The organism is Mesorhizobium sp. M7A.F.Ca.CA.002.15.2.1, assembly GCF_003998715.1.
GTDB lineage: Bacteria > Pseudomonadota > Alphaproteobacteria > Rhizobiales > Rhizobiaceae > Mesorhizobium > Mesorhizobium ciceri.
Genome location: NZ_RZPI01000287.1, coordinates 1 through 6615, shown reverse-complemented (window position 1 = coordinate 6615; position 6615 = coordinate 1). Strand labels below are relative to the sequence as shown.

The window sequence follows — 6615 nt, the reverse complement described above, 5'->3', positions numbered from 1 at the left end:
GGGATGATAGAAGCACAGGCATTTGATGCAATGGTCGACCGGCCACTCGGTGAGCTGCGAGCCGATGTCCTGCGAGAATTCGAAGCGCAGCGGCCGCGAACCCGGCAGCTCCACCGGCCGCCCGAGCCAGGCGAAGGAATGCCTGGCGAATTCGAACATCGCCTTGCGGCCGTGTTTCTCGTCGATCAGCATGCCGTAGCCGTCGCGGCCGGCGGCAACCTTCGCCGCCGCCTTGACCGCCAGCACCTTGAAATCCTGGATGCGTGCGGGATCGGCACCGGCCTTCGCCGCCACATCCTCGAGCTGCACGCGGTGGTCGCAGGCGAGCGCCATCATCGAGGGAATGTCGCGCCGGCGCGTCGTTGCCCAATGGATGTGGTTGATCGCCTCGTCCTTGCGCAACGCTAGATGCCTGCTGCCGTTCTTGAGGAAGAACCGCAGCTCCTCGAAGGTCGGATATTCCGGCGCGCAGAGCAGCCGCGACACGGCGAAGGCGCCGCAGGCATTGGCCCAGGTCGCCGCCGTCGCATGGTCTTCGCCGCCCAGCCAGCCGCGCAGAAAGCCCGACATGAAGGCGTCGCCGGCGCCGAGCACATTGTAGATCTCAATCGGAAACCCCTTGCCGACGACGCCGTCCTCGAGATCGTCGCTGATCGGTCCGTCATAGACGATGCAGCCCATCGCGCCGCGCTTCAGGACGATGGTGGCGGACGACAGCGAGCGGATCGTCTTCAAGGCGCTCAGGCAATCATCGGCGCCCGACGCGATCATGATCTCTTCCTCGGTGCCGACGATGAGGTCGCAGTCGGGCAGCACCGTCTTCAGCTGCGCCGAGACCCGGTCCGATTTTACATAGCGCTCGAACCCTTCGGCATGGCCGGCGAGACCCCACAGGTTCGGCCGGTAGTCGATGTCGAACACCACCTTGCCGCCCTTGGCCTTCATGATGCGGATCGCCTTGCGCTGCGCGGCATCGCTGTTAGGCCTGGAAAAATGCGTGCCGGTGACGACGATCGAGCGCGCCGAGGCGATGAAGGCCTCATCGATGTCTTCCGGCGCCAGCGCCATGTCGGCGCAGTCCGAGCGATAGAAGATCATCGGCGAGACGCCTTCGTCCTCGACCGACAGCAGCACCAGTGCGGTTAGCCGCTCCTTGTCGGTCTTGAGCCCGTCGACATTGACGCCTTCACGCGTCAGCTGCTCGCGGATGAAGCGGCCCATCTGCTCGTCGCCGACGCGGGTGAGCAGCGCCGAGCGCAGGCCGAGCCTGGCGGTGCCGACCGAGATGTTGGCCGGGCAGCCGCCGACCGACTTGGCGAAGGAGGTGATGTCCTCCAGCCGCGAGCCGATCTGCTGGCCGTAAAGGTCGACGGAAGCGCGACCGATGGTGATGACGTCGAGCGGCGCGTATTCAGCGTCCACGGCTTCGCTCATTGGAACCTCCCGTCGGCCTTGTTGTGTTGGGGTACACGCGCGAGCGGCAGCGTGGCGCCGGGAATATGAAATAATAATTCCAATCCATAGTCAATATGGAATGAGCATTCCTTCGGTGAAAAGTACCTTTTCGGCGGTGGATCAGGCCTTGCGCTTCCTGCCCGTGTCGCGCCGCTTCTCGCCGACGCCGACGGTCAGTGCCATGGCCAGCGCCATTGTCGCCGACAGTGAGCGGAAGCCGGCGAAATCGGCCTCGGCAACCTCGAACCAGACCTTGGCGAACTGGGCGAGCGGCGAAAACGAGCTGTCGGTGATGGCGACGATCGGCACGCCCTGTTCCGAAATGCTGCGCGCCTCCTCGATCGTGGCGGGCGCGTAGGGCGAGAAGGAGATGGCGATGACGGCATCCGCCGGCGTGGCGAAGCCGATCATCTCGGCATTCAGCCCGGCCGCCGATTCGATCAGCTGGTTGCGGATCTTCAGCTTGCCCAGTGCATAGGCGATGTAGGACGCCACCGGATAGGAGCGCCGCTTGGCCAGCACATAGATGGTTTCCGCCTTTGCCAGCAGGGAAATAGCGTCTTCCAGATGCGCTTCGTCCAGCGTGCGCGAGATGTCGTTGAGCGAGGTTGAGGCGGCGGCGACGAAGCCGTCGAAGATCGCCCGGTGGCCGGCGCCTCCCTCAGCCTTGACGCGCAGCGCCTGCAGCCTTTCGTCATAGGATGAGTTGCGCTCGCGCAGCCGCTCGCGAAACACCTGCTGCAGGCTGGTGAAACCATCGAAGCCAAGCTGCTGGGCAAATCGGATCAGGGTCGAAGGCTGCACGCCCGCCGAAGCGGCGATGCTGGCGGCGGTGCCGAAGGCGATATCGTCGGGATTGTCGAGCGCATGGGCAGCGATCTGGGCGATGCGTTTCGGCAGGCTTTCGCGTCGCTCCAGGATGGTGGTGCGCAGCGTCTCGAAATCGCGAGGTACCCGTTCGTCCATCGTCGCTCTGTCCAGGCTCATGCGTGAAGCGTCCTCTGTGCCTCATCATAGCGAGCCTGCGCAAGAACACCATAAAAAATGAGGCAGACATTCCATTTCAGGAGAAAATGGACTAATTCATCCACGCAGCGCTTCAAGCAGTGGAGAAACGGAAAATGGTCGGCGTCGGTCTCATCGGTACGGGTTTCATGGGCAAGTGTCACGCCATCGCATGGAGTGCCGTCAGCGCTGTCTTTCCCGACGTGGCCAAGCCACGGCTGGTCCATCTCGGCGAGGTCAATGAAGAGCTTGCCCGGCGCAAGGCGGGCGAGTTCGGTTTCGCCAAGGCGTCGGGCGACTGGCGCGCCGTCGTCAACGATCCCGAAGTCGACATCGTCTCGCTGACCACGCCCAACCAGTTCCACCCGGAAATGGCCGTCGCCATCCTCGAAGCAGGCAAGCATCTGTGGTGCGAAAAGCCGATGGCGCCGAGCTTTGCCGAGGCCGAGGCGATGGCGGCCGCGGCGAAAAAGTCCGGCAAGGTCGCGGCCCTCGGCTACAACTACATCCAGAGCCCGGCCATCCGCCATATCGGCGCGCTGCTGGAAGAGAAGATCATCGGCGAGGTCAACCATCTGCGCATCGAGATGGACGAGGACTTCATGGCCGACCCCGAAGCGCTGTTCTTCTGGAAGCACGAAGCAGCTTCCGGCTATGGCGCGCTCGACGATTTCGCCGTGCATCCGCTGTCTCTGGTCTCGGCCCTGTTCGGCCGCGTCGCCAGTGTCATCTGCGACATGGCTAAACCCTATGCCGATCGCAAGCTGGCCAGCGGCGGTCGTCGCGCGGTGGAGACCTACGACATCGCCAGCGTGCTGATGCATCTGGAAAACGGCATTGCCGGCACGCTGCTGGTCAACCGCTCAGCCTGGGGCCGCAAGGGCCGCATCGCCGTCCAGATCTTCGGCTCTAAAGGGTCGATCCTGTTCGACCAGGAACGATCGAACGAATTCCAGCTCTATCTCACATCAGACCGGCCGACCGAACAGGGCTACCGCACCATCCTGGTGGCGCCGCACCACAAGCCCTATGACCTCTTCGTGCCGGCGCCGGGCCATGGCCTCGGCTTCAACGATCTCAAGATCATCGAGTGCCACGAATTGCTGACGCGGCTTGAAGGCAAGCCGGCGCGGCTCATCGAGTTTGCCGAAGGGCTGGAGATCGAGCGCACGGTGCACGCGATGGCGCGCTCGTTCGAGGAAAAGCGCTGGGTGGACGTACGGTGATATAAGCCCGCTCAGACGGCCGTGGCAGCGACGTTCGTCTCCCATCCATTCACCCAGACCTGCCGCAAGCGGTCGCCTTCGCCCTTGAAGCGTAACCCGGTCGCCTGGCAATCCGCGATCCGGTCGCTGCGGAAATTGCGGATCGCCTGGCGCAGCTCGCACCAGGCGACGATGTTGGCGGTTTCGGCGTAGTAGATCAGCGCGATCGGGCGGATGAGGCGCTCGGAGGCGCGGCCCATTTCGTCTCGATAGGAGAGGTCGAGCTTCTCCTCGTCGCGGATGGCGCGTCGCACCAGCGCAAGGTCGATCGCGCCGGTCGAAGGCGCGGCGAACCCCCACGCGTGCAGCGCATTGGCGTCGAATACCTGGCGCAAGGGCGGCGGCACCGCGCCGGCGATCTTGGCGCTGACGCGCTTGGCCGCCTGCTTGAGCTCGCTGTCGCCGGTGCGCTCCAGCAGCGCCAGCGACAGGACGATCGCCTCCATCTCCTCGATCGAGAACATCAGCGGCGGCAGGTCGAAGCCGGGACGCAGGATGTAGCCGATGCCGCGCCCGCCCTCGATCGGCACGCGCATCGCCTGCAGGGCGGCAATGTCGCGATAGATCGAGCGCACCGTCACCTCCAGCCGCTCGGCGATCGTCGCTGCCGTCACCGGCTGCCGCGCCAGCCGCACGATCTGGATGATCTCGAACAGGCGCGACGCCTTGCGCATTTTTCTCGCCCGGTTTCCATCACAACTGACACACCATCGTCAGTTGGGCTGACCTATAGGAGCGCCTATCGAATTGAAAATCAACAGGTTCCGCTGCGGTTTGGCGGATCGAGGCGGCAGGCAACTGACATGGGCTATGCGGAAAATCTCTGGCTTTTCTTTATCCTGCTGTTCGGCATCATCGCCGTTCCGGGCATGGATATGCTCTTCGTGCTTGCCAATGCACTGACCGGCGGCCGCGACCGAGGCCTTGCCGCGACCGGCGGCATCATGGTCGGCGGCATGGTGCACACGCTGAACGGCGCCATCGGCGTCGGCCTGCTGATGCATTTCGTGCCGATCCTGTTCAAGCCGCTGCTGCTTGCCGGCGCCGCCTACATGGCCTTCATAGGCATCACGCTGATGCGCAGTTCCATCATCGTCGGCCAGGAGGGGCCTGCCGGCAGCCGTTCCGCATGGAAGGCGTTTCGCCAGGGATTTGTGACCTGCCTGATCAACCCGAAGGCATACCTGTTCGTGCTTGCCGTCTACCCGCAGTTCCTGAAACCGGACTACGGTCCGATCTGGATGCAGGCGACGGTCATGGGGCTGCTGACCGTGGTGACGCAGGCTGCGATCTATGGCGGGCTGGCTATCACGGCCGGCCGCAGCCGCAACCTTCTGATCGCCAATCCGCGGGCGACCATTTTTGCCGGCCGCGCGGCCGGACTGCTGCTCTTTGCCGTATCGGTGTTCACGGCATGGGAAGGATTAAGGGCGGCGTAATCCCGGTCACCGCCGCCCACTTCCCTATGCCCTGTCAGGCAGCTCCCTGCCGGTTGTCGATCATGGCGCGGCGTGCCGAGCGGCGCCACTCGACGGCGCCGGCAAGGCCGTGCAGCACGGTCTCGGTGGTCGCCCAGTCGATGCAGCCATCGGTGATGCTCTGGCCATAGACCAGCGGCTTGCCCGGCACCACGTCCTGCCGGCCGGCGACGAGATTGCTCTCGATCATCAGGCCGATGATGCGCTCGTCGCCTGCCGCGACCTGGCCGGCGACATCTGCCGCCACCTTGGGCTGGTTCTCGGGCTTCTTGGCCGAGTTGGCGTGGCTGACATCGATCATCAGACGGGGCGCAACGCCGATGCGGGCGAGTTCCACAGCGGCGGCTTCGACGCTCGCCGTGTCATAGTTCGGCTGAACGCCGCCGCGCAGGATAACGTGGCAGTCCTCATTGCCCGTGGTCGTGGCGATGCCGCTGCGCCCGCCCTTGGTCACCGCCATGAAATGATGCGGCTGCGCGGCGGATTTCACCGCCTCGGCGGCTATGCGCAGATTGCCGTCGGTGCCGTTCTTGAAGCCGACCGGGCAGGAGAGGCCCGAGGCCAGTTCGCGGTGGATCTGGCTCTCGGTCGTGCGCGCGCCGATCGCGCCCCAGGCGACGAGGTCGGCAATGTATTGCGGGGTGGTCATGTCGAGGAATTCGGTCGCAGCCGGCAGGCCGAGATTGTTGACGGCCGACAGCACATTGCGTGCCATCCGCAGCCCCTTGTCGATGTTGAAGCTGCCGTCGAGGTGGGGATCGTTGATCAGGCCTTTCCAGCCGACCGTCGTGCGCGGCTTTTCGAAATAGACCCGCATCACGATCTCCAGCCGGTCCGACAGGCTCTCGCGCAGCGCCGCGAGACGGCTGGCGTAATCGACGGCCGCGACCGGATCGTGGATCGAACACGGGCCGACGATGACGAGCAGCCGGTCGTCGGTCCCGTTCAAGATGGCATGGGTTGCATTGCGCGATGCGCTGACGGTGCGCGTCGCCGTCAAAGTGCGCGGTATCTCCCGCATCACCTCGTCCGGTGTGCTCAGTTCTCGGATTTCCTTGACCCGGAGGTCGTCTGTGGTGGTCAACACGGCTTTCTGCTCCTGTCGAGAGCATGATGCCGAAAAGTGTGAAGCGGTTTTCGGACGACATCATGCTCCCCTTTGATTTAGAGGAAACCTGCCGGCTGAAAACAAAAAAGCCGCCAGGTATGGCGGCTGTTCGGATCTTGTTGCTGCAATCTTCAGATCGAGCGCAATCCTCCCGCCGCCAGCGAGCTCCTAAAGTACCAATATGTGACGGTCAGGTTGATCATGAGGCTCATATAGTCGATGCGGAGGCACTTGTCACGTGCCCTGATGCGGAGACAATTCGGGATGGCCGAAGCACCCAAATTTCGTCATCCCTGGGCGGAGC

General features: G+C 64.0%; 7 protein-coding genes. 3 read left to right on the top strand and 4 right to left on the bottom strand.

The window, feature by feature from the left end; all coding sequences use genetic code 11:
• Positions 1 to 1434: 5-dehydro-2-deoxygluconokinase (iolC, locus tag ENZ74_RS17195; protein ID WP_127312883.1), on the bottom strand; the 1434-nt coding region annotated here is incomplete at its 3' end.
• A 141-nt stretch (positions 1435 to 1575) separates the two neighbouring features.
• Positions 1576 to 2421 carry a MurR/RpiR family transcriptional regulator gene (locus tag ENZ74_RS17190; protein WP_024502014.1) on the bottom strand — a complete coding sequence of 282 codons (846 nt, stop codon included), beginning with the start codon at positions 2419 to 2421 and terminating at the stop codon, positions 1576 to 1578.
• A gap of 155 nt (positions 2422 to 2576) precedes the next feature.
• Here ENZ74_RS17190 and ENZ74_RS17185 point away from each other — a divergent pair, with 155 nt between their 5' ends.
• Positions 2577 to 3686 carry a Gfo/Idh/MocA family oxidoreductase gene (locus ENZ74_RS17185; protein WP_013528369.1) on the top strand — a complete coding sequence of 370 codons (1110 nt, stop codon included), beginning with the start codon at positions 2577 to 2579 and terminating at the stop codon, positions 3684 to 3686.
• Positions 3687 to 3697: 11 nt separating this feature from the next.
• Here ENZ74_RS17185 and ENZ74_RS17180 read toward each other — a convergent pair whose 3' ends face one another.
• Positions 3698 to 4399 (bottom strand): YafY family protein, encoded by a 702-nt coding sequence (locus ENZ74_RS17180; protein ID WP_063169771.1) that lies wholly within the window; start codon positions 4397 to 4399, stop codon positions 3698 to 3700.
• 129 nt (positions 4400 to 4528) lie between these two features.
• Between ENZ74_RS17180 and ENZ74_RS17175 the strand changes: the two genes are divergently transcribed.
• On the top strand, positions 4529 to 5164 hold the full coding sequence (locus ENZ74_RS17175) for a LysE family translocator (RefSeq protein ID WP_027161048.1): 636 nt from the start codon (positions 4529 to 4531) through the stop codon (positions 5162 to 5164).
• A 34-nt stretch (positions 5165 to 5198) separates the two neighbouring features.
• Here the strand turns inward: ENZ74_RS17175 and ENZ74_RS17170 are convergent, their stop codons facing one another.
• Complete coding sequence (locus ENZ74_RS17170; protein ID WP_063169772.1) at positions 5199 to 6290, bottom strand: 3-deoxy-7-phosphoheptulonate synthase; 1092 nt, start codon at positions 6288 to 6290, stop codon at positions 5199 to 5201.
• Between the two features lie 23 nt (positions 6291 to 6313).
• On the opposite strand from ENZ74_RS17170, the gene ENZ74_RS34700 reads away from it, so the two are divergent.
• Positions 6314 to 6615: hypothetical protein (locus ENZ74_RS34700; RefSeq protein WP_206522290.1), on the top strand; the 302-nt coding region annotated here is incomplete at its 3' end.

Excerpts from the sequence above, each read along its gene's own strand:
- ENZ74_RS17175 (WP_027161048.1), top strand. The coding sequence starts at position 4,529 with ATGGGCTATGCGGAAAATCTCTGGCTTTTCTTTATCCTGCTGTTCGGC.
- ENZ74_RS17190 (WP_024502014.1), bottom strand. The coding sequence starts at position 2,421 with ATGGACGAACGGGTACCTCGCGATTTCGAGACGCTGCGCACCACCATC.
- ENZ74_RS17185 (WP_013528369.1), top strand. The coding sequence starts at position 2,577 with ATGGTCGGCGTCGGTCTCATCGGTACGGGTTTCATGGGCAAGTGTCAC.
- ENZ74_RS17180 (WP_063169771.1), bottom strand. The coding sequence starts at position 4,399 with ATGCGCAAGGCGTCGCGCCTGTTCGAGATCATCCAGATCGTGCGGCTG.